Origin of the sequence: Isoptericola sp. NPDC060257 (genome assembly GCF_042726645.1) — a bacterium.
Classification (GTDB): Bacteria; Actinomycetota; Actinomycetes; order Actinomycetales; family Cellulomonadaceae; genus Isoptericola; species Isoptericola nanjingensis.
In genome coordinates, this window is record NZ_JBHXAW010000401.1 from 1 (window position 1) to 2,754 (window position 2,754).

The 2,754-nt window shown below is 69.8% G+C and carries 2 protein-coding genes; both read left to right on the forward strand.

Features of this window, described 5'->3' with window-relative positions; translation table 11 throughout:
• The first annotated feature begins 176 nt into the window (after positions 1-176).
• The gene (gene dnaK, locus ACFWEK_RS20585) at positions 177-2,060 is read left to right on the forward strand and encodes a molecular chaperone DnaK (protein ID WP_430545986.1); all 1,884 of its coding nucleotides are present in this window, start codon (positions 177-179) and stop codon (positions 2,058-2,060) included.
• On the forward strand, positions 2,057-2,692 hold the full coding sequence (grpE, locus tag ACFWEK_RS20590) for a nucleotide exchange factor GrpE (protein WP_430545987.1): 636 nt from the start codon (positions 2,057-2,059) through the stop codon (positions 2,690-2,692). The genes dnaK and grpE overlap by 4 nt, the downstream gene beginning before the upstream one ends.
• The last annotated feature ends 62 nt before the right edge of the window (positions 2,693-2,754 follow it).

Genomic DNA, 2,754 nt, shown 5'->3' on the forward strand with positions numbered 1-2,754 from the left:
CGGCGAACAGCGGGGTCTGCCTGCGGGAATATCGGCGCCCCGAGCAAGGTTGAGCCATACAGACTCAACTTTGGCCCCCGCGGTTTGCGAGGCGGGGAAGCCGAGATTTACGTTGAGTGCAGTTGACTCAACCTCGGGTGCACAGGCGCCCGGACGTACGCATGGAGGCAGCACACATGGCTCGAGCAGTCGGTATCGACCTGGGTACCACCAACTCGGTGGTCGCCGTCCTGGAGGGCGGCGAGCCCACCGTCATCGCGAACGCGGAGGGGTCGCGCACGACGCCGTCCGTCGTCGCGTTCTCCAAGACCGGCGAGGTCCTCGTCGGTGAGGTGGCCAAGCGTCAGGCGGTCACCAACGTCGACCGCACCATCTCGTCGGTCAAGCGCCACATGGGCACCGACTGGTCGGTCGAGATCGACGACAAGAAGTACACCGCGCAGGAGATCTCCGCGCGGGTGCTCGGCAAGCTCAAGCGCGACGCCGAGGAGTACCTGGGCGAGCCCGTCACCGACGCGGTCATCACCGTCCCGGCGTACTTCAACGACGCCGAGCGCCAGGCGACCAAGGACGCCGGCCAGATCGCGGGCCTCAACGTGACGCGCATCGTCAACGAGCCCACCGCGGCGGCCCTCGCCTACGGCCTGGAGAAGGGCAAGGAGGACGAGCTCATCCTGGTCTTCGACCTGGGCGGCGGCACGTTCGACGTGTCGCTCCTCGAGGTCGGCAAGGACGAGGACGACTTCTCCACCATCCAGGTGCGCGCCACGTCCGGCGACAACCGCCTCGGCGGCGACGACTGGGACCAGCGCATCGTGGACCACCTCATCAAGCAGGTGAAGAACAGCGCGGGCGTCGACCTGTCCAAGGACAAGATCGCCCTGCAGCGTCTGCGCGAGGCGGCCGAGCAGGCCAAGAAGGAGCTCTCGTCCGCGACGAGCACCACCATCTCGATGCAGTACCTGTCGATGAGCGAGAACGGCCCCGTCCACCTGGACGAGAAGCTCACGCGGGCGCAGTTCCAGCAGATGACGCAGGACCTCATCGACCGCACCAAGGCGCCGTTCCACGCGGTCATCCGCGACGCCGGCATCTCGGTCTCCGACATCGACCACGTCGTGCTCGTGGGTGGGTCCACCCGCATGCCGGCCGTGACCGAGGTCGTCAAGGAGCTCACCGGCGGCCGCGAGCCCAACAAGGGCGTCAACCCGGACGAGGTCGTCGCCGTGGGCGCGGCCCTGCAGGCCGGCGTCATCGGCGGCGAGCGCAAGGACGTGCTGCTCATCGACGTCACCCCGCTGTCCCTCGGCATCGAGACCAAGGGCGGCGTGATGACCAAGCTCATCGAGCGCAACACGGCCATCCCGACCAAGCGCAGCGAGATCTTCTCCACGGCGGAGGACAACCAGCCGTCCGTGGCGATCCAGGTCTTCCAGGGCGAGCGCGAGTTCACCCGCGACAACAAGCCGCTGGGCACGTTCGAGCTCACCGGCATCGCCCCGGCGCCGCGCGGCGTCCCGCAGATCGAGGTCACCTTCGACATCGACGCCAACGGCATCGTGCACGTGTCCGCCAAGGACCGCGGTACGGGCACCGAGCAGTCGATGAAGATCACCGGCGGGTCGGCCCTCCCCAAGGAGGACATCGACCGCATGGTGAAGGACGCCGAGGAGCACGCCGCCGAGGACAAGAAGCGTCGCGAGGAGGCGGAGACCCGCAACCAGGCCGAGGCCTTCGCGTACTCGATGGAGAAGCAGATCGCGGACAACCGCGACAAGCTCCCCGCCGAGGTCGTGACCGAGGTCGAGGCCGACATCGCCGGCGTCAAGACCGCCCTGGAGGGCGAGGACGCCGACGCCGTGAAGACCGCGTACGAGAAGCTCGGCGCGTCCTCGCAGAAGATCGGCCAGGCGCTCTACGCCACGGCCGAGCAGGAGCAGGCCGCGGGCGACACCCCGGCGGCGGAGGACGACGCGGCCGCTGCCGCGGGCGCGACGTCCGCCTCCGACGAGGACGTGGTCGACGCCGAGATCGTCGACGACGAGGACGACAAGAAGTGACGGACGAGAACACGCAGGGGACCCCCGAGCCCGAGGGCTCGGGGGAGACCCCGTTCCAGTTCACGGACAAGCGGAAGGTCGACCCCACGTCCGGGGAGGCCCGGGAGGAGTCCGGCGCCGCCGGCGACCAGGGCGAGCCCGAGGGCGTCGACCCGCTCGCGGCGCTCGACTTCGAGCCCGAGGGCGAGGCCGCCGAGAGCGCCGAGGTCCTCAAGGCCAAGGCGGAGGCGGCGGAGCACCTCGACGCGCTGCAGCGCGAGCGGGCGTCGTTCACGAACTACCGCAACCGGTCGCTGCGCGACCAGGAGGCGGCGCGGACGCAGGGCACGCAGGACGTGCTCGCCGCGCTGCTGCCGGTGCTCGACGACATCGAGCGCGCCAAGCAGCACGCCGAGCTGAGCGGGCCCATGGCGGCCATCGCGGAGAAGCTCGACGCGTCGCTGGCGAGGTTCGGGATCGAGCGGTTCGGCGCGGTCGGGGAGGAGTTCGACCCGAACGTCCACGAGGCGCTCATGCACAACGTGGACCCCGAGGCGACGGCGACCACCGTCGCGATGGTGGTCGAGCCCGGCTACCGCATCGGCGACCGGGTCGTCCGCGCCGCGCGCGTCGGCGTCGTCGGCCCCGAGTGACACCATCCGCGAGATCGACCTGCCCGTCGTGAGACCGACCTGCCCAGGGTCGATCTCACGAC

Bases quoted from the DNA above. Each gene is read 5' to 3' on its own strand.
- dnaK (WP_430545986.1), top strand. From the start codon at position 177: ATGGCTCGAGCAGTCGGTATCGACCTGGGTACCACCAACTCGGTGGTC.